The 19,238-nt window shown below is 67.2% G+C and carries 18 protein-coding genes; 7 read left to right on the forward strand and 11 right to left on the reverse strand.

All coding sequences use genetic code 11. The annotated features are described in order from the left end of the window. Window positions 1-9 precede the first annotated feature (9 nt). Both DAT37_RS42750 and DAT37_RS42755 read left to right on the forward strand, forming a co-directional pair. Window positions 10-897, forward strand: coding sequence for an AurF N-oxygenase family protein (locus DAT37_RS42750; protein ID WP_109530685.1), 888 nt, complete (start codon window positions 10-12; stop codon window positions 895-897). 14 nt (window positions 898-911) lie between these two features. Continuing rightward, complete coding sequence (locus DAT37_RS42755; protein ID WP_109530686.1) at window positions 912-2,327, forward strand: FAD-dependent oxidoreductase; 1,416 nt, start codon at window positions 912-914, stop codon at window positions 2,325-2,327. Window positions 2,328-2,418: 91 nt separating this feature from the next. Here the strand turns inward: DAT37_RS42755 and DAT37_RS42760 are convergent, their stop codons facing one another. The 6 genes from DAT37_RS42760 to DAT37_RS42785 all read right to left on the reverse strand — a co-directional run bounded on the left by DAT37_RS42760 (window position 2,419) and on the right by DAT37_RS42785 (window position 9,321). Then, window positions 2,419-3,672, reverse strand: a complete 1,254-nt coding sequence (locus DAT37_RS42760) for a PucR family transcriptional regulator (RefSeq protein WP_109530687.1) — start codon at window positions 3,670-3,672, stop codon at window positions 2,419-2,421. A 428-nt stretch (window positions 3,673-4,100) separates the two neighbouring features. Next, entirely contained in the window at window positions 4,101-5,363 is a 1,263-nt protein-coding gene (locus DAT37_RS42765; protein ID WP_109530688.1) for a TMEM143 family protein, read from the reverse strand. 121 nt (window positions 5,364-5,484) lie between these two features. Next, window positions 5,485-6,414, reverse strand: coding sequence for an ADP-ribosylglycohydrolase family protein (locus DAT37_RS42770; RefSeq protein WP_109530689.1), 930 nt, complete (start codon window positions 6,412-6,414; stop codon window positions 5,485-5,487). A 93-nt stretch (window positions 6,415-6,507) separates the two neighbouring features. Next, entirely contained in the window at window positions 6,508-7,152 is a 645-nt protein-coding gene (locus DAT37_RS42775) for a CPBP family intramembrane glutamic endopeptidase (protein WP_109530690.1), read from the reverse strand. A 29-nt stretch (window positions 7,153-7,181) separates the two neighbouring features. Then, complete coding sequence (locus tag DAT37_RS42780; protein ID WP_109530691.1) at window positions 7,182-8,078, reverse strand: NAD(P)H-binding protein; 897 nt, start codon at window positions 8,076-8,078, stop codon at window positions 7,182-7,184. A 97-nt stretch (window positions 8,079-8,175) separates the two neighbouring features. Next, a complete protein-coding gene (locus DAT37_RS42785) occupies window positions 8,176-9,321 on the reverse strand; it encodes an acyl-CoA dehydrogenase family protein (protein WP_109530692.1) in 1,146 nt (381 codons plus the stop codon). 134 nt (window positions 9,322-9,455) lie between these two features. On the opposite strand from DAT37_RS42785, the gene DAT37_RS42790 reads away from it, so the two are divergent. Continuing rightward, entirely contained in the window at window positions 9,456-10,118 is a 663-nt protein-coding gene (locus DAT37_RS42790; RefSeq protein ID WP_109530817.1) for a TetR/AcrR family transcriptional regulator, read from the forward strand. Window positions 10,119-10,121: 3 nt separating this feature from the next. On the opposite strand, the gene pip is transcribed toward DAT37_RS42790, so the two are convergent. After that, complete coding sequence (gene pip, locus DAT37_RS42795) at window positions 10,122-11,114, reverse strand: prolyl aminopeptidase (RefSeq protein WP_109530818.1); 993 nt, start codon at window positions 11,112-11,114, stop codon at window positions 10,122-10,124. Between the two features lie 112 nt (window positions 11,115-11,226). Here pip and DAT37_RS42800 point away from each other — a divergent pair, with 112 nt between their 5' ends. The 3 genes from DAT37_RS42800 (at window position 11,227) to DAT37_RS42810 (ending at window position 13,041) form a co-directional block, all read left to right on the forward strand. Continuing rightward, entirely contained in the window at window positions 11,227-11,883 is a 657-nt protein-coding gene (locus DAT37_RS42800; protein ID WP_109530693.1) for an SRPBCC family protein, read from the forward strand. Then, window positions 11,883-12,299: an ArsR/SmtB family transcription factor gene (locus DAT37_RS42805; RefSeq protein WP_109530694.1), complete on the forward strand. Its 417-nt coding sequence runs from the start codon at window positions 11,883-11,885 to the stop codon at window positions 12,297-12,299. Before DAT37_RS42800 ends, DAT37_RS42805 begins: the two co-directional genes overlap by 1 nt. A 145-nt stretch (window positions 12,300-12,444) precedes the next feature. Then, complete coding sequence (locus tag DAT37_RS42810; protein ID WP_109530695.1) at window positions 12,445-13,041, forward strand: TetR/AcrR family transcriptional regulator; 597 nt, start codon at window positions 12,445-12,447, stop codon at window positions 13,039-13,041. A 70-nt stretch (window positions 13,042-13,111) separates the two neighbouring features. Here the strand turns inward: DAT37_RS42810 and DAT37_RS44710 are convergent, their stop codons facing one another. From DAT37_RS44710 to DAT37_RS42825, 4 genes are all read right to left on the reverse strand, one after another. Continuing rightward, window positions 13,112-13,276: a hypothetical protein gene (locus DAT37_RS44710; RefSeq protein ID WP_157978998.1), complete on the reverse strand. Its 165-nt coding sequence runs from the start codon at window positions 13,274-13,276 to the stop codon at window positions 13,112-13,114. A gap of 105 nt (window positions 13,277-13,381) precedes the next feature. Further along, the gene (locus DAT37_RS42815) at window positions 13,382-14,413 is read right to left on the reverse strand and encodes a DUF2254 family protein (RefSeq protein WP_109530696.1); all 1,032 of its coding nucleotides are present in this window, start codon (window positions 14,411-14,413) and stop codon (window positions 13,382-13,384) included. Window positions 14,414-14,523: 110 nt separating this feature from the next. Then, window positions 14,524-16,881: an arylsulfatase gene (locus tag DAT37_RS42820; protein WP_109530697.1), complete on the reverse strand. Its 2,358-nt coding sequence runs from the start codon at window positions 16,879-16,881 to the stop codon at window positions 14,524-14,526. A 132-nt stretch (window positions 16,882-17,013) separates the two neighbouring features. After that, entirely contained in the window at window positions 17,014-17,991 is a 978-nt protein-coding gene (locus DAT37_RS42825) for an HAD family hydrolase (RefSeq protein WP_109530698.1), read from the reverse strand. Window positions 17,992-18,312: 321 nt separating this feature from the next. Between DAT37_RS42825 and DAT37_RS42830 the strand changes: the two genes are divergently transcribed. After that, the gene (locus DAT37_RS42830; RefSeq protein WP_109530699.1) at window positions 18,313-19,227 is read left to right on the forward strand and encodes a formylglycine-generating enzyme family protein; all 915 of its coding nucleotides are present in this window, start codon (window positions 18,313-18,315) and stop codon (window positions 19,225-19,227) included. Window positions 19,228-19,238: the final 11 nt, after the last annotated feature.

Genomic DNA, 19,238 nt, shown 5'->3' on the forward strand with positions numbered 1-19,238 from the left:
GGAGTGGGAATGACGGTTTCAGACAGTAACTCGCTATTCGAGGACCTGCTGGTCTCGGCGAACCGACTGTCCTTCGATCCCCGAAACCCGGCTGTCTACGAGGTCGATCTCGATAACGAGGGTTCGTACGGAATGTCGCCCGAGTGGTCGCCGCTGTTCGGGACCCGGACCTGGGCGTCCATGTCGGAAGCCGAGCGGTCAGAGCTCACCAGAAGTGAGGTCGCTCAGTATCTGGGCGTCGGTATCTGGCTCGAATTGGGACTGCAGGTGGCACTGTTGCGGCGCAATCACAGCGCCGATCCGTCCCGGGCCGACGTCAGATTCCTGCTGAACGAATGCGCGGACGAGAATCTGCATTCGTTGATGTTCGTCAACGCCATCAGCAGTATCGGTGCGCGGTTCTACCGGCGGGACCGGTCGTTCGGTATTTTCGGCTGGCTGTTCCGCACCTTCGCCTGGTCGGAGGTGGCCTACGGAATCATTCTCGCGGGCGAAGAGATGTTCGACGTCATGCAGCGCGACTGGATGGCGAGCGAGGATGTCGCCGCCCCGATTCGCCGGACTTCGTATATCCATGTCGTCGAGGAATCCAGGCATATGCCGTTCGCGCGGCGAAATATCCGTGATTGCCTCGCGGGCGCGTCGGCGTTGCGACGATCGTTCAGCTCGCTGATCATCGCGATCGGAACCCATATCATCGCCAAGGGCCTGATCAACCGCCGGGTCTACGAAGACCTGGGATTCGACTGGGATGTCGTGAAGCGTGAGATCGACGGCAACGAGCATCACCGGATGATGTTCCGGAAAGCGGCCGAGCCGTTCATCGAATTCTTGAGCAAAGAAGGTCTGCTGACAGGCGGCGCTCGATGGATCTACCGCAAGTCGAACCTTCTCTAGAAATGTGAGCGATCTTGACCCACGTTATTCTGGGCCACTGCTGCAAGGATGCGTCGTGCGTGCGGGTCTGCCCGCAGAACTGCATCCATCCGGCTCCGGGCGAGGTCGGGTTCGACACCGCGGAGACGTTGTTCATCGACCCGCGGTCGTGCATCGACTGCACCGCGTGCGTGGAGGCGTGCCCGGCTTCGGCGATCAAGCCCGCACGTGACCTCACGCCGCTCGAGCAGCGTGACGCCCGCCGCAACGAGGCGTTCTTCCTCGGCAGGACGATCATGTCCGGCGTTCCCGCGTCCAGGGATCCCGACCGCAAGGCACTCGGCAGCCCCGGCGGACGCCTGAGCATCGCCGTCGTCGGCTCCGGCCCGGCCGCGCTGTATTCGGTCCGCGAGATTCTGCAGCGATCGGGTTCGGTTCGCGTCACCGTATTCGAGAAATTCGGCGAGACCGGCGGTCTGCTGCGTCGCGGGGTTTCCCGTCATCATCCGCGAGTGCGCGAGATGGATCGGTTGTACGACGTGCCGTTCAAGGACGATCGCGTCTCGGTCGTCTACGAGACCGAAGTCGGCGTCGACGTCTCGATCGAAGATCTCCGGCGAGATTTCGATGCCGTGATACTCGCCTGCGGCGCTTCCGAGCCCCGGTCGTTCGGACCGGCGGATCCTGAGCTTTCCGGCCGTTTCTACCAGGCCATCGATATTCTCTCCTCCGACAACCGAGGTCTTCCCGTTCCGATTCGTCCCGAAGGGCTCGGCCCGCGCTGTCTGGTCGTCGGCGCGGGGAATGTCGCACTGGATATCGTCCGATATATCGCCGAACGCGGCGGCGCGGATCCGGTCGACGACGCGGTGACCGATGTGGTGATTCTGGCGCGGTCGAATCGCGTGGCTTTCACTCCCGCCGCGTTCGACGAGATCGCGGATCTGGATAATGTCGACCTCGCCATAGATCGAGCCGGAACTTCGGTGGACATATTCGGCTCCGGCCGTTTTCTCAGGGATGTGCCCGGACTGGGTTCGGTGGACCTCTCGGATCCCGACGATATCGCGGCGAAACCCGGACAGGTCCGGGTGACGTTCTCCTTCGGAAACGAAGTCGTGGATATCGGGCATTCGGACCGGGGCATGGCCCGCATCGTCACCGCATCGGGGCGAGTATTCGAGTCGAGTTCCGTTATCGGTGCGGCGGGATTCCGAATGAAGGAAATGGACGGCGTTTTCATCGACGAGAACGGCGTGGTGCTCAATCGCCGCGGACGGGTGATCTCTCCCCGAACGGGCGGCGCCGTCGAAGGACTGTACGTGACCGGTTGGGCGAAACGCGGTTCGACCGGTGGAATCGGTGACAACCGGGTGTGCGCGGAAGAAACCGTCGCGCAGTTGGCCACGGATCTCGCGCGTATGTCACCCGACGCGCTGTTCGAACGGTGACCGATCACCGAGTCGCGGGCGAATATCCGCGGCGATATTCTGCGCGGGTCCGGATTCGTGGTGTTCGACCGGATCCGGATTCACTCGTCGATCAGGTCTGACCGGGGTCGTTGCGTCCGTGGTCGTAGGCGAGCAGGGCGATGGCCGCCCGGCAGATTCCGGTGGAGGTCGCCAGATCGATCGTCGTCAGCTGTGCGACACGCCGGAGCCGATGGTCGACGGTATTGGGATGCACGTAGAGCCTGCGGGCGGTGCGTTGCCGGTTCATGTCGTTGGCGAGGTAGGCCCGCACGGTGTCGAGAAGTTCGGGATAGCTGCGCAGCGGATCCAGGATGGTGGCGATCCGCCTGGTCACCGATCCGCCCCGGGTGAGTTGGAACTCGATGTCGAGATCCGACATGTGGTACAGACCGGGCGCACGCTGGCCTGCGTGGATCAGGGTCAGCAGTTCGTGCGCCTGATCGGCCGATTCCGGTATCTGCTCGGTGCCACTGATGACGACGGTCGCGGTGAGCGTGACCTCGGCGGATTCGGAGAGTTCGGCCAGGGTGTCGGCCTCGAATATCGGGCCGTTCTCGTCACCGAGCGGGACGAGCAGCGTGCCGCCGGTCGCGCTGAGTACAGCGAGTGCGTGGGGGGAGAAGACCGTCGCTATCGCGGCCCGGAGTCGGCGGAGTCGGCGACGAGCCGCGACCGTGGCGGTCATGCTCACATCGTCGTCGTCGGGTATCGACAGCGCCACCACCTGGTAGGAGTCGGCGACGTGCACACCGGCCTGGCGTGAGAGCGCGGCGCTGCCCCGGCCGCTGAGCAGAGCCGAGGCCAGGGTCTCGGCCGCGGAATGCTGTTCCTTCGCGACCAGGAGTTGTTCGGCGACGTAGGCGTCGGAGGCGCCCGCGATGATCGCGTTGAGCATCTCGAGCATGAGATCGCCCGCGATCAGCAGTTCGTCGACGTCGGCTGCCTTCGCGGGCGCGGTCACCAGTCCGAACGCGACCCGCACGCCTTCGTGGCAGGCACGCAGGACGGTGCTGAGCGGCACGCCGTCGTGTGCCCACTGGGTCGCGGCCTCGCAGACGACGCCCAACTGGTCGGGGCCGGGTACTTCGCGCTTGTCCAGCATCTCGGTGACGAGTTCGAGGCAGGTCCGGGTGAGCTGGGTGACGTCCTCGCGCAGCTGCTCGGCGGGCAGCGGGCCGGACGGGGTCACCGAGGTTTGGAAGGATCGGAGCACGTGTTCGGCGATCCGGTCCGCGTTGCGCAGCGGTGTCGATGCCGCTCGACCGCCGATTCGCAGTACCGAGCGGGACCGACCGTGGGGCCGGTGCGTCGTGGAGAAGGTCATGACGTGTCGCTCCCATGCCGTGCGGGCGTGCCAACCTGTGCCCGAATGGTTCGGATCACGCGAAAGTGCCGATGAACGCGCGCCGCGAATGCGGACACGATCACCCTGCGCAGTCTGACCTGAGAGTCGCCTCGGATTCGCGCTCGACCTCGGCGACGTCGAGTATGGAAACTGCATTCTCTCTGGGGAGAATATAACAGTCCGATCCCAGAACGTACAGGGCCTGGGGAGAACTGTGTTCCGGGTTGCCCGAAGGTGCTTCGGCGCAGTTGGGACCGCATTCACCCCGCGTGTCCCTCGGCGTCGATGTTTGCCGGCCCGCGCCTGCGGCCGTGTTCGCCGCGGCGGTTTGAGTCATTGCGAGAAAGATGTACTGACTATTCCATCGTGTGGCAGCTGCGGGTATGTCCGATATGAGAACGACATTCTCATATGCTTTGTACGCGCTCGCTGTCCGATAGCGCCGCGGTCGACGGGTCGGGACCGAACACGTCGTCCCAGTGCCGATCCAGCCGCTGTCGCGCCTGCGACACCGCCACCGCGCCGAGTCCGCCGTGCTCGTCCTCGGCGAGCAGGTCCAGCCTCCGCAGTGTGCTCAGGCCGTCGCGGATCTCGAAATCGAAGGTGGTGTCCCACCGCTGCCGGAACCAGCTCTCGATCCGCTGATCGAGTTCGGCGGCGGTGAGCGGTCGCTCGGCGGTGCGGAGGAAGTGGTAGGCCAGCACGGTTTCCTTCACCTCGGATTCCTCGGCGGCACCGAGCAGATGGTGGAACACCCCGGCGTCGTTGTCCAGATTGCGGAAGTAGAGGTGTTCCGACAGCGTCTTCATCAGCTCGATCTTGCGGTTCTTGAACTTGGAGAACTGCCGCACCAGATAGCCGCCGAAGGCCGCCAGCCCGGCGCCGAGGGTGACGAGCGCGGTCTGATCCAGTCGCACCGATTCCTCACGCAGACCGACCCAGAACGCGAGCAACAACACCAGCAGTCCCAGCGAGGCGACCAACTTGGTGACCAGCACGATGATCCCCGAGATCACCGCGGGCACGCCGATCAGCAACTTGTCCAGCGGTCTCATCCGCACGCGGACGCGCGGATACAGCATTTCGAGGTCGTTTCTCGGGACATTCTGGAACAGCTTGAGCAGAACGCCGCCGTTGGGCCGATCCCCGTCCGGCTCCGGTCGCTCGGTGAAGGCGATGTAGACCAGAACCTTGGAATAGCTGGTGAATTCGATGCTGCGTCGCCGCAACCCGTAGAGCGACTTCACCTGCTCGCTGCGCTGCGTCACTCCGCGCCGGAAGAACATCACGGTGTCGATATCGTCGTCGTCGACTTCCAGCCGCACCTTCACCAGGGAGTGTTCGGCGAAGGCGCGGTCGATCTCGGCGGCGTCGACGCGGGTGAAATCGGCCGCCTCGGCGAGCGCGACGAGTTCACGTTCGACGACCGCCCGCGCCGCCGCCCGGTCCCGCGCGGTCGCCGCGCGGATCATCCGCACGTCCTCGGCCGGATCGACCAGTTGATAGGCATCGAGTACGGCGTCACCGCGCGCGTGGAATCCGTAGTGCACCAGGGCCGCCAGCAGACGCGCGAATTCCAGGAACGACTCGCGCTCCTCCTCGGGCCACTCCGCGGCGCACAGCGATATCACCGCGCTCTTGCGGAACGGCAGGAAGTGTTCGGTCTCCATCGGCAACTCCTTTTCGGCGGGCGGGCCCGTCGGATTCCATCACGGCAGGACGCGGATGATCGACCGCCCCGTGACCGTTCGGAATCCCGCGACGGTGCGGGTGCTTCGGCGCCCCGCGATATCAGTCGATGTTCGTCGGCGATCGGTGCGGTGACTCGGCCCACGGGGGCAGGGGTTCACGCGCGGAATACCACTGCTCCGGTACGCCGCGTAGTCGACCGCGCTGCCCGACGCCGGTCCGCGCCGCGACGATTCCGCCGACGATCGCGGCCGTCGTATCCACGTCACCGCCCGCCTCGACGCACGCGAGTACGGCGGCCGGATAGTCGTCGAGGAAGGTCGCCGCCGCCCACAGCGTGAACGGCACCGTGTCCGCGGCGCTGACCTGCGCGCCGTTGCCGAGCTGATACGCCGCTTCGGCGACCGATCTGCCCAGTAGGCTCCCGGCACGTCGGATGCCGTCGGCGGTCCGCCCGTCGACCAGATACGGCTCGACCGCCCGCAGCAATTCGTCGGGCGCGCACGCCCCGGCACGTGTCGCCGCCGCGTGACTCGCCGCGACCGCGACCGCCATCGCGCCCACGATCGCTTCCGGATGCCGATGGGTGACCTCGGCGGACAGCGCGGCCTGCGCCGCCGCCCGGTCCGGGTCGCCCGCGAAATAAGCGCCGAGCGGCGCGACGCGCATCGCCGCGCCGTTGCCCCAGGATCCTCGCCCGTCGAAGCCCGCGCCCGCCGCTTCGGCCCACGGGCGTCCGTCGCGGATCTCGTGCAGCACGACGACCGTGCCCGCGCCGTAGCCGCGATAGGGCTCGCAGCGATCGGCGAACGCGGCGGCGAGCCTGTCCCGGTCGATCCGGTCGTGTTCGCGGAGTTCGACGTACACCGAACAGGCCATCTCGGTGTCGTCGGTCCACGGCCAGGGAGCCGCGGGCGGTCGGCCCGCGAGAAGTTCGGTCACGGAGCTGCCGGGGACGAAGAACTGAGCTCCCAGCGCGTCGCCGACGGACAGGCCGTCGAGGCTGTCACGGGCGGGATCGGTATTCGGCATGCGGGGGTAATCCTGCCAAGCGGGACTGTCGTCCGCAAGACACTCGATCAACGCGCGGAATCGTCGCGCGCCCACCGGTGCTCCGCCGCTCGTTCACCGCGCGGTATCGGCTCCCGCGCTCACGGCAGGGGCGAACAGGGGAGGGAGGTAGTGGATCATCAACGTCGACCAGGTGAGATGGGTGATCATCGGCGCTCGCACCCCGCCGGTCCAGCGGCGCTGCGCACCGAACAGGGCGCCCATCACGGCGGCGGCGAGGACGAGGGCGGGATTGCGGGTCGCTGCGGTGGTGCCCATGTAGACCAGGGTCGACACCGCGATCGGACGCTCGGGGACGGCGGCGTAGACGGCGCCCCGGAAGAAGATCTCCTCGGCCGCGCCGTTGGCGAGTGTGATCAGCAGCACCGAGGGAGCCGGACCACGTTCGGCGTACTGGAGGACACCGGCGATCGCGTTGCGCAGGAACGGGATCCGTCGGACGACCAGGGCGCAGCCGTAGAAGACGCCGAAAGCGCCGACCCCGATGACGACCGGAGTGAGCAGTTGCCGCTTCGACGGTTCGGCTGCGGGCGGTGTCGCGGCGAGGCCGCCGACGGCGAAGGTGGCGGCGGTGGCGAGGGTGAATCCGTAGAACTCGGCACTGTCGGGTCGCGAGGCCAGCGACGCGCCGAGCAACCCGGTGCCGACGCCCCAGACGCCCGCGGTCGCGAGCCGATACCGGTCGCGTCCGTCGATCATCCCGCGCCACCGACGTCTCACGCTGCGATTCATGAGGATGGCCGTACTCCCGCCCGCTCGGCGAGGGCGCGCAGCACCGCGTCGTCGTAGCCGATCGGCTCGAAGGGCACCAGTTCCCTGATGGCGGTGTCGCGGACGAGCACCTCGTTGACCATCGAGTCGACCAGTGAGCGTCCGGTGCGGTTGTCGACATCGGTGACCAGCGACAGCCACGCCGACGACAGACGCGGCGACAGCAGGGGAACCGGAACGATCAGCAGCGTCCTGCCCTCGATCCGGGCGACCCGGCGCAGCATATCGATGTATTCCAGGACATCGGGTCCGCCGATGTCGAAGGTGCGCCCGGCCGCTTCCTCCCGGTCGAGGACGCCGACCAGGTAGCGGATCACATCGTCGACCGCGATGGGCTGGGTCCGGGTTCGCACCCAGCGCGGGGTCACCATCGCGGGCAGGTGTTCGACGAGTTGCCGGGTGATCTCCCAGGAGATGCCGCCGTGGCCGACGATGATCCCGGCGCGCAAGGTGGTGACGGGAACGCCCGCGGCGCCGAGGAGTCCTTCGACCTCGCGGCGGCTGCGCAGATGCGCGGACAGCTGGTCACCGTCCTCGCCGAGGCCGCCCAGGTAGATGATGCGCCCGATACCCGCCTCGGCGGCGGCGCGCCCGAAATTGCGCGCCGCCTCGGCGTCGCGGCGCTCGAAATCGGCCGCGGCCAGCGAATGGACGAGGTAGTAGGCGGCCTCGGCTCCGTCCATCGCCGCGCGCAGCGATTCCGGGTCGCCGACGTCACCGGGTACCGGCGCGCCCGCGCCCTCGTAGGTGTCGGGATGCCTGGTCATGGCGCGGACCGTATGTCCGGCCTCCTCCAGCGCCGGGCACAGCCGCCCACCGATGAAACCTGTCGAACCCGCGACGAGCACGGTCATCTCGCATCCTCTCCGTGACGGGAGCGGACCGGGCCTGGCCGGCCCGGGATGGTGCTCCTGCCACACTACTGAGACCGGAGCGCGTCGCGGGCGTCGATCACAGGGTGCGCGCGATGATCTCCTTCATGATCTCGTTGGTACCCGCGTAGATCATCTGTACGCGGCTGTCGACCCACATCCGTGAGATCGGGTACTCGGTCATGTAGCCGTACCCACCGTGCAGTTGCAGACATTCGCTGGCCACCGACAGCGCGCGGTCGGTGGTCCACCACTTGGCCATCGCGACCGTGGGAATGTCGAGCTCGCCCGCGATGTGCTTGACGATGCAGTCGTCGGCGAACACCCGAGCCACCCTGGCCTCGGTCGCCACCTCGGCCAGTTTGAATTTGGTGTTCTGGAAGTTGAAGACGCTGCGGCCGAACGCCTCGCGCTCCTTGGTGTAGCGCACGGTGTGCTCCAACGCGGCTTCCATCCCCGCCACCGAACCGACGGCGATGATCAGCCGTTCCTGCGGCAGTTGCTGCATGAGCTGGACGAAACCCTGGCCCTCGGCGGTGCCGAGCAGGTTGGTGACCGGGATCCGGACGTCCTCGAAGAACAGTTCGGAGGTGTCCTGGCCTTTCTGCCCGATCTTGTCCAGGACGCGGCCGCGACGGAAGCCGGGACGGTCGGCCTCGACCAGCACCAGGCTGATACCGGCGGCGCCCTGGCTGGTGTCGGTCTTGACGACGACGATGATCAGATCGGCCTGCGCGCCGTTGGTGATGAAGGTCTTCGATCCGTTGACGACGTACTCGTCGCCGTCGCGGATCGCCTTGGCCTTGACGTTCTGCAGGTCGGATCCGGTGCCGGGCTCGGTCATGGCGATCGCGCCGACCACTTCGCCGCTGGCCATCTTCGGCAGCCACGTCTGTTTCTGTTCTTCGGTGCCGTAGTGCAGCAGGTAGTGCGCGACGATGCCGTTGTGCAGGCTCTGACCCCACGCGGTGTCGACGACCCGTGCCTGCTCCTCGATGAGGACGGCCTCGTGCGCGAAGGTGCCGCCACCGCCGCCGTACTCCTCCGGGATGGACAGGCAGAGCAGGCCGAGTTCGCCCGCCTTGTTCCACAGCTCCCGGTCGACGTGATGTTGCTGGATGTACCTGTCGACGTTCGGTGCGACCTCCTTGTCGAAGAACGCCCGCGCGAGGTCGCGCAGCGCGTCGAGATCGTCGTTCATCCACGGGGACCGGTGCGCGGTCATCGAGACTCCTCAGGCTCGGCACAGCACTGGGTACATATTTGTAACCAGAATTAGCGGGTACAGTGTGTCCCATATGACGCCGGGAGGCAAGGAATACCTCTGAGCGGCGGGAAGGGTCGGCTAGCGTGACCGGTGTGACAGATCAGCGCTGGACCGATACCGCCGTCACGCGGCGTTCGGGCAATCGCGGCGAAGACCGCCGCCTGGCCATCCTCGATGCCGCCGTCGCCGCCATCGAGGAACAGGGGCCCAACGCGCTCACCGGCCAGATCGCCGATCGCGCCGGACTCAACCGCACCCACTTCTACCGGCATTTCGCGAGCAAGGAAGAACTGGATCTGGCCATCGCCCGGCGCGCGCACGAGGAGTTGACCGAACGCATCCGCGCCGCGCTCGCGATCGACGGCACCCCGCTCGACATCATTCGCGCACCGGTCGCCGAGCACGTCGGCTGGGCCAACGAGCATCCGAACCTGTACCGATTCCTGCTCGGACGCAACTATCGCCGCGGCAACGACGATCCGAGTGTCGGCGGCAGCGCCTTCGCCTCCGAGATCTCGGCCGCCGCCACCCGCTACATCCCGCGTTTCGGCGCCGACCGCGTGGCCGCGGACCGGTTGGTCGTGGCGCTGCTCGGTCTCATCGACGCTTCGGTGCGCTGGTGGCTGACCCATCGTGGCAGCACCGAGGAGGAATTGGTCGAAACCCTCGTCGTGGAATCCTGGCTGCTCATCGACCATCGCCTGCGCGCGCTCGGCATCGTGATCGATCCGCGCGCGCCGTTGCCGCCCCCGTGACGTTCAGTGTCGGCCGAACGCGTCGATCGCGCGCATGATCGCCTGTCCCATCGCCGCGCTTCCGGTGTGCCCGGCGTCGTCGATGATCTCGAGTTTCGCGTCCGGCCACACCTTCGCCAGCTCCCACGCGGTGGTCAGCGGCGACCCGAGGTCGAGTCGGCCGTGGACGAGCACGCCGGGAATGCCGGCGAGCGCGCCCGCCTCCTGGAGCAGTTGCCATTCGGTGAGCCACGCGGCATGGGCGAAATAGTGCGCGCAGATCCGGACCATGGCCAGCATCGCGGTATCGGACTTCGCGCTGTACTGGCCCGGAGAGCCCAGGTTCTCGTGCGCGATGACGGCGTCCTCCCACGCGCACCACTGCCGCGCGGCACGCATCCTCACGTCGGGATCGGGGTGTCGCAGCAGGCGGTCGTAGGCGACGACGAGGTCGCCGTCGCGCTCTTCGGGCGGGACACCGTCGCGGAAGATGTCCCATTCGGCGGGCAGCAGCCGGGCCAGCCCGTGGTAGAGCCAGTCGATCTCCTCCAGTCGCGTCGTGGTGACGGCGACGAGCACGATCGCGTCGACACGTCGCGGAAACCGCTCGGCGTAGGCGAGTGTCAGTGTCGCGCCCCAGGATCCGCCGTACATCAGCCAGCGCTCGACGCCGAGATGTTCGCGCAGCCGTTCCATATCGGCGAGTAGATGGTCGGTGGTGTTGCACGACAGGTCGACATCGTGCCCGGAGGCATGCGGGCGACTCTCGCCGCATCCGCGCTGATCGAAGAGGATGATCCGGTAGACGTCCGGATCGAAGGTCCGCCGCGATCCGCGGGTGCCGCCGCTGCCCGGCCCGCCGTGGACGACGACGGCGGGTTTGCCCCGCGGATTTCCGCTTGTCTCCCAGTAGATCTCGTTTCCGTCGCCGACGTCGAGCAGGCCCGAGTCGTACGGTTCGATCGGCGGGAAGCCGAGTGCGGGCGGGGTTTCGGCGGTCTCTCGGGTTGTCGCCATGACGTCCATCCTGGCCGTCGACGCTCGGACACGCCAGGCGCGGATCGCCGGGGCGGTGACGGCGCGGAGCGCACCTGATAATATAAGTCAAAACTTATAAAAGGAGGTTGTCATGACATTGCTGACCGATCCGGCCACCGTGGCCGGCCTGGTGACCCGCGAGGTCCGCTCCGGCTCACGCGCGGGCACGCCGACGCGGATCGCCGTGGCGCGGCGCACGTACCCGACCGATCAGGCCGATCTGTGGGACGCGCTGACCAACGCCGAACGGCTGCCGCGCTGGTTCATGCCCGTCAGCGGCGAATTGCGGGTGGGCGGGAGTTATCAGCTCGAAGGCAACGCGGGCGGTGTCGTCGAGGTGTGCGAGGAGCCGAAGCGGTTCGCGGTGACCTGGGAAATGGGGCCGCAGGTGTCGTGGGTGGAGGTCGACCTCAGCCCCGAGGGGGAGGGCACGCGGCTCGAACTGGTGCACGAGGCCGAGGTCGATCCGGAATTCTGGACGCAGTACGGACCGGGCGCCGTCGGCGTGGGCTGGGATCTGGCGCTGATGGGACTCGGACTGCACTTGTCGACCGGCGCGGCCGTCGATCACGCGGCGGCGGCGGAATTCCACACCACCCCCGAGGGCATCACCTTCATCAGGACCTGCGCGAGCGGCTGGGCGGACGCGGCCATCGGCGACGGTGACGATCCCACGGACGCCCATACCGCCGCCGAGCAGACCATCGTGTTCTACACCACCGTTCCCGAGGACGGTCCCGAGTCCTGATGACGGCGGCGGCGAAGATCTTCGAGGCGCTGGGCGATCCCGTCCGCCGCGGCATCCTCGAACTGGTGGCGGGCGGCGAGATGTCGGCGGGAGCGGTGGCCGACGCCGTGCGCGCGTACACGCCGATCTCCCAGCCCGCTGTTTCCCAGCATCTGAAAGTGCTGCGGGAGGCCGGGATCGTGACCGTTCGGGCCGAGGGCACCCGCCGGATCTACGCGATCGACACCGCCGGGATCGAGGTCGCCCGGACGTGGTTGGGCGGCCTCATCCCCTCGATCGAGCTTTTCGCGCAGCCGCTCGACGCGCTCGCCACCGAGGTCGCCCGTGGAAAACGCGCGGCGCGCCGAGCCGGGTACGAGCGCGATCCGGGAAGCGTCGGAGGTGAGGACGAGGGCGGATCGCGACGGTTGGGTTAGATTTCCTCCGGGTGCTCGGCGATGGTCGTACCGTGCCGACGCCTAGCATCGGAAGAGAAGATGCTGGTCATCGGCATCGGTTCGATCGCGTGCGGTCGGCACCGACCGCGGTGAGCGGTGATCACGAGTCACGGAGGTTATCGAGATGACATCGCCGAGAAGGTTCGGTGCGCCCGATGCGAAGAATCGCACGGTCCTGCTGGACGCCGCCGAGCAGCTCATGCTCGACGAGGGCTACGCGGCCGTCACCTCGCGCGCTGTCGCTCGCAAGGCGGGCCTGAAGTATCAGCTCGTCTACTACTACTTCCGGACCATGGACGATCTGCTGCTGGAAGTCTTCACCCGCCGCGCGGAGGAGGGCCTGGCGAGGCAAGCGGTCGCGCTCGCCTCGCCCAACCCGCTGCGCGCGCTGTGGGAATTCAACACCGAGGCCGCGGCTGCCGCGCTCACCATGGAATTCGCCGCATTGGCCAACCATCGCAAGGTGATTCGGGCCGCCCTCACCGAGTACTCGAATCGTTTCCGCGAGGCCGAGATGACGGCGCTACGCGAATTCATGGAGAAGTACGACGCGCAGGAGAAGACGTGGCCCGCGGAGGTCGTGGTCGTCGCGCTGTCGGGTGTCTCACGGTTTCTCATGCTCGAGGAATCGCTCGGGGTGCGCGGCGGACATGCCGAGACCATGGAATTCGTCGAGCAGCGTTTGCGTCAGATGGATGAACCGAGTTCGACCACACCGTGATTCGAGTGTTCGATCGCATGCGTCACGACGTCGGGACGCATGCGATCGACTCGGTCGACCCCGGAACGGGTCAGTGGTGCATCGCCGGTGCGGGACGTGAACTCTCCCTGCTCCCGGCGGGTGTTTCCGGTGCGAACCGCGTGCGGCTGTCGTGACGCTCGCGCGGTTTCATGGCCGTGGCGACGAGCAGCAGCAGTGCGATGACGATGACGGTCGTGATGAGTCCCCAGAACAAGACGTGTTCCCGCTTCCTCGAACCGGTCCGGGCCGCGGCCCTCCGGTGGTTGAATTCTGATCTGGCACAGTTACTTCGACGCCGTTGTCTGGTTCGCTGATTCTGTCACAGAGCTTCCGGTGGTGGGGTGGCGAACCGGCCGTCCAGCAGCGCCGCGCGTTCGTCGAACAGTCCGGCGTTCTCCGGCGCGGCACGTTCACGCGCACGTCGCAGCATGGTCCGCAGACCCGCGAGCACCATCGGCGAGCGGGCGGCGAAGATGATGTCGTCGACGCCGGTTCGGAGGAATTCCTCGCAGTCGGGCCGGGGGATGACGAGTCGTGGCACGCCGTCCCGGTCGGTCAGGCGCAGCGGACCGTGCGGCATCGCCGCCACCCGTCCGAGCAGGTCACCCAACCCGTCGAAGGTCTGCACCGCCGTCGCCGGATCGTTCACGGCCGCCGACAACGCGCGTAACGCGACGTCGGCGAGCAGGCGGAACGCGAACAGCGGATCCTGTTCGAAGGTGCGTTCATCGCCGAGCCTCAGCCCGTGCAGGACGACGTCGTCGGGAAGCGCGCCGCCGTGCACATCGGCGACGGGATCGCCGAAATGCAGTGTGGCGCCCGGAGCTTCGCGAAGCACGATGACCACGTCGGCGGATCGGGCCGCGTCGACCAGCCGCCGGGTCCGCACCCGCTGCAACACCGCGGGCGGATGGGGCCAGCCGACGGTGGTGCTCGGCGGCGGCAGTGGAGTCGTCGCGAGCTCGGTGCGGTCACGTGTGTAGAGGGCGCCGAGCACCTCGCGCCCGCGCGCGGCGATCGAGCCGAGCGCGGGCGCCAGCTGAATGGCGGAGAAGGCGCGCAACTGCAATGTCCGCAACAGCGCGATCAATACGAGCAGCAACAACATCGCGAGTACCGGCACGGCCACCGAGACATCGGCGCGCTTGCCGATGCTCAGGGCGGCCGTGACGCAGAACACGACGAGTCCGACGGCGAAACCGAAGGTGCGCCAGACGATCGGGTCGTCGCGGAACAGCATCAACCGCGGCGAGAACGTGGTGCTCACCCACTGGACGACCAGGAACAGCACGGAGAAGATCAGCGCCACCGCGCCGAGGAGTCCGAGTCCGATCGCCAGCAGCGTGTCGATGACCTGGGCGGACGGCGCGCGCGGATCACCCGGGTGGGCACTGTCGGCTCACCGGCTCGACAGCCGGGGCGTGACGCCCCGGCTGCTCCGAGACAACGACCATGCGCGTACTACTCGCGCGAGAGCATGGCGACAGCCTCGCGCTCGAGATCGACGTAGGGCTCACCGCTGACATCGACGGCCACCCGGTGCAGGGTCCCGCCCGTGAACGACCACGGGAATTCACCCGAATAGTCGTCGGTGACGGCTTCGGCGTTGTCGCGGCCCGCGTGCAGGCCCGTCCCGGCGATACTGAATTTGCCCGGCTGAGTTCGGATTCGGCCCGCACCGACCTGGCGATCACCGTAGTAGAGGGTGATCGTCCCCTGGGCGGTGCCGGGCGGATCCTCGCCGTCCTTGTCGAAGGACGCGGCCAGGATCAGGTCGCGGCCGGTCGGCAGGTCCTCGGTCGCGCTGATCCGCTGTTCCTCGCTGCCGAGGAAGTTGTAGACGTAGTGCAGACGATTGTTCTTCACGTACAACGCGTGCCCGCCGAATCGGCCGCCCTGGGAGAACAGCACGCCGGACGCGCCCGGACCGGGCAGGTCGACCAGCGCCCCGATCGAGTAGGAGCGGTTACGGATGTTGACCGCGACCGACTCCGGCACCTCGGCGCCGCCGGGGCGGTACACGTAGCGGTTGCGCGGTGGCGCGAGCTGGGGGCGGGTGGTGGTGAGGATCTCGACGGCCGAACGGTCGTCGAGCGGGAACGCCTGGTTCACGCCCGCCTCGTAGAACCACAATCCGATCAGTTCGGCGAGTCTGCCCGGTTCCACGGCGGCGAGATCGTGCATCTCCGAGCGGTCCACCTCGGTGTGGTACAGCTCCCAGGTGTCGTCGGGGAAGTGACTCCAGCCGCTGAGCGTGGGGTGGGTGGTGACGGCTTTCCAGCCGTCGTGCCAGATCCCGCGTCCGCCGAGCATCGAGTAGAACTGCGTGTGCTTGGCGGTCGGGATATTCGCGGCGTCGAAGCTGTAACGCATGCTCACCCCCTGCAACGGCACCTGGGTGTGGCCCTTGACCATGTCGGGCAGTTCGATGCCGAGGCAGTCCAGCATGGTCGGCACCAGATCGACGGCGTGGTGGTACTGGTCGCGGATCTCGCCGTGGGCGTTGATCCCGTCGGGCCAGGAGATGACGCACGGGTCGCAGGTGCCGCCGTTGAACGAGTACCGCTTCCACATCTTGAACGGGGCGTTGAACGCCACCGCCCAGCCGTTGGGGTAGTGGTTGTAGGTCATCGGGCTGCCGAGCAGATCCAGTGCGGCCATGTTCTCGGCCAGGTCGTCCGGGACGCTGTTCGCGATCTTGTTCTCGTTGACCGAGCCGTCCGAACCGCCTTCGCCGCTGGCTCCGTTGTCCGAGACCACGACGATCATGGTGTTGTCGAGTTGCTCGGTACTCTCCAGATAGTCGAGCAGTCGCCCGATCTGATCGTCGCAGTGCGAGAGGAATCCGGCGTACACCTCGGCCATCCGGGCGAACAGTCGCTTCTCGTCGTCGTTGAGGCTGTCCCACGGGCGGGTGTAGTCCAGCGGCGGGAACGGCTGACCATCCGGTCCGCTCCGGGTGTCGGGGGTGCCGATCGGATTCAGCGGCGGCAGTTCGGTGTTCATCGGGACCAGGCCCATCTGCTTCTGCCGTTCCAGGATCTCCGCGCGCATCACCTCGTAGCCCGCGTCGAACCGTCCCCGGTAGCGCTCGATCCACTCGCGCGGCGCGTGATGGGGCGCGTGCGCGCAACCGGGTGCGTAGTAGAGGAATACCGGACGGTCCGGGGCGATGGACTTGACGTCATCGATGTACTCGATGGCCCGGTCGGTGATGTCGACGCTGAGGTGGTAGCCCTGCTCCGGCGTCGACGGCTGTTCGACGGGATGGTTGTCGTGCACCAGATCCGGATACCACTGGTTGGTCTCCGCGCCGAGGAATCCGTAGAAGCGCTCGAAACCGCGACCGACCGGCCAATTGCGTTTGGTGGACGCCAGATTCATCTCGTCTTCGGCGCACAGATGCCATTTGCCGACCATCGCGGTACTGAAGCCCTGGTCGACCAGGATCTCGGCGAGAGTGGCGCATTCCGGGGGAATGTGGCCGTTGCCGCCGGGGAATCCGACCGCGGCCTCACTGATGCAGGCCATGCCGTTGGTGGTGTGGTTGCGGCCGGTGAGCAGACAGGAACGGGTCGGCGAGCACAGCGCGGTGGTGTGCCACTGGCTGTAGCGCAATCCGTTGGCGGCGATCCGGTCGATATTCGGCGTCTCGATCGGGCCGCCGTAGCAGCTCATCGCGCCGAAGCCGACGTCGTCGAGCACGATGTAGACGATATTCGGCGATCCCGGCGCGGCCTTGGGCTGCTCGTAGGGGCCCCAGTCCGGGATCGAATCACGGATATCGAGGTTGACCACACCGCGGAAAGGAACTGCCATTGGCGTTCTCCTCATTGATGGACGGCCCCCCGACGGTTCGCCCCCCGATCGAACGTAAGCGCCCACCTTCCGGCTCGCCTCACCCACGATGGGTGAGAACAACTTTCGGGTTTCGAAACCGGGAGTTGTCCGCTACCGGGCCTCGAACACGGTCGACCAGTCGTCCTTCATGCTGACCACCGTCCAGCCCTCGGCGTCGGCTGCTTCGAGTGCCTGCTCGGAACCCGTCTCGTAGTCGAACTCGCGGTCGGGGTCGTCGTGGAGCACCAGCATCCGCAGCGACGGAACACCGTCGCGCTCGGTGAATCGCAGCATCGGGATATCCCCGTTGGTATTTCCCACGGCGAGCAGGGGGCGTCGGCCGACTCGGCTCCAGATGCGCACGGGTTTCTCCGGACCGTCGTCGAGGAAATCCAATTCCGCGGTGTGGACGACCGTACTGTCCTTCCATGCCAGCGAGACACTGCTGCCGATGACCCGCTCACGGGGGATGCCGTACATCTCCTGGCTGATCGGCCGCATGAAATCGCGACCACCGCCGGAGGCGATGTAGTTGGCGAATCCGGTGGCTTCGAGCATGCCGAGTAGTTCGACCATCGGCGCGTAGGCGCACGCGGTGTACGGGCGGGCGAGAGTCGGGTGCTCGGTGGTGCGCAGGAACCGATCGGCCTGGGCCTCGAATTCCTCCACCGTGACTCCGGCGAACGCCGTGAGCATTCCGGAGGCCAGCACCGCGACCTCGCTGTCGTCGCCGCGATAGTGCTTGGTGATCACGTCGTTGAGCCAGTCGTAGTCGCGCGTGTAGGCCGCCTGCCAGGGCTGGCGAGTCCGAAGGGCGGGCACCTTCTCGCACATCGCGACCAGCCGACGCAGGATGAAGTCGAGCTGGATCGGCATCGGCTTCTCACACCACAGCGTGCCGTCGTTGTCGAAGACGGCGACCCGATCCTCGGGCGGCACCGCCTCGGCCGCCACCCGCTCCACGAAATCGAGCACGGCGCGTTTGGCCGCACCCTCCCGCCAGCTGGGCAGCGGGTCACCGCCCGGAGTCGCTGCCGGGGAACTCGAGGAGGCGCGGACGGTAGCCGCCGCGGGATTTTCCACCACCATGGACCGACTCCTTGTTCGAGCTGCCGAGGCACTGGATGCGACTGTGGCGCAGTCGTGGAACCACGGGCATCACCCCCTACGGGTGACACGCGCGCGATACGGCCGCGCTTCACCCGTGCCGTGCGAGGGATTTCGGGGCCGCGGGGGTCACACTGGGCGCACAGGCCGGAATCCTCGTCGACGGGTGGAGAGTGGGACCGCATGGGTAGTGGAGTCGCGAACGGGCTACGGCACGACGCACCTCGATCGGATCCGAGCGGTACCTCCGCGGGCGATATACCGGGCGCTCGGACAGTTCCCGACCCGGCCGCGCACCGGGGGATGGTGTGGATCGACAGCGGTACCTTCACCATGGGCTCGGACCGCCACTATCCCGAGGAAGCGCCGACGCACCGGGTGTCGGTCGGCGGATTCTGGCTCGATCCGCGTCCGGTGACGAATGCCGAATTCGCCCGGTTCGTCTCCCGCACGCGCTACCGCACCGTCGCCGAACGGACCCCGAGCGCCGCCGACTATCCCGACGCCGATCCCGATCAGTTGGTCGCGGGCTCCTCGGTGTTCGTCAAGCCGGACCGTCCGGTGCGCATGGACCTCCCGTACCAGTGGTGGCACTGGGTTCCCGGCGCGGATTGGCGGCATCCGCAGGGGCCGGGCACCTCCGTCCGCAAGCGGCCCGACCATCCCGTGGTCCACATCGCCTGGGACGACGTCGTGGCCTACGCCGAGTGGGCGGGCAAGGAGGTGCCGACCGAGGCCGAATGGGAGTACGCGTGCCGAGGCGGACTCGACGGCGCGGAGTTCGCGTGGGGCGACGAATTCGCGCCGGGGAACACCCTGATGGCCAATACCTGGCACGGCGAATTCCCGCACCACAACACGCGAGTCGACCGATTCGAGGGCACCTCGCCGGTGGGTTCCTTCCCGCCCAACGGCTACGGCCTGGTCGATATGGTCGGCAACGTCTGGGAATGGACCCAGGACTGGTACACCGCCCACCAGGGCCAGGCGCACGCCTGCTGTGTCGCCGTCGATCCCAGGGGCGGCACCGAAGCCGACAGCGTCGACCGGGCACAGGTCGACCGGGCACAGCCGCGGATCGGCCGCCGCGTCATCAAGGGCGGCTCACATCTGTGCGCCCCGAACTATTGCAGGCGGTACCGGCCCGCGGCCCGGATGGCCCAGGCCGTCGAGACCTCGACCTCGCACCTGGGCTTCCGGTTGATCATCCGGCCCTGACCGGGCCGGTC

Source organism: Nocardia aurea (assembly GCF_003123685.1).
In the GTDB taxonomy this organism is placed as follows: Bacteria; Actinomycetota; Actinomycetes; order Mycobacteriales; family Mycobacteriaceae; genus Nocardia; species Nocardia aurea.